General features: G+C 48.3%; 1 rRNA gene. It reads right to left on the bottom strand.

Going from position 1 to position 516, the window contains the following annotated elements:
* Window positions 1-236: 236 nt before the first annotated feature.
* A 23S ribosomal RNA gene (locus P1S46_12455) occupies window positions 237-516 on the bottom strand; the annotation flags it as partial.

Here is a 516-nt window from a genome sequence, read left to right on the forward strand (position 1 = left end):
CACGCTCGCTATGGTCACCAAGCAAACTGGTTTGATTGTTACTTTCTTTGTCACCTGGCTTGCGCTGGGTTAAAGTGGGTATCAATCGTCTCACCTTTAGTTATATAAATCACTTTATAGTGGCTAAAGGCTTGGAAATCTGTATGTTTCGAGTCTTTTTCGTTCTCTCGCAGTGCAAGCGTTGTTGTTAGCTACCCATAACATCCGCGTTTCTTGCAAAACGTATTGGGTGTTATATGGTCAAGTCTCACGGGCAATTAGTACACGTTAGCTTCACACATTACTGCGCTTCCACACCGTGCCTATCAACGTCGTAGTCTTCAACGGCCCTTCAGGGAACTTTAAGTTCCAGTGAGATCTCATCTTGGGAGGGGCTTCCCGCTTAGATGCTTTCAGCGGTTATCCTGTCCGAACGTAGCTACCGGGCAATGCCATTGGCATGACAACCCGAACACCAGTGGTTCGTCCACTCCGGTCCTCTCGTACTAGGAGCAGCTCCCCTCAAATGTCCTACGC

Source organism: bacterium (assembly GCA_029210545.1).
In the GTDB taxonomy this organism is placed as follows: domain Bacteria; phylum BMS3Abin14; class BMS3Abin14; order BMS3Abin14; family BMS3Abin14; genus JARGFV01.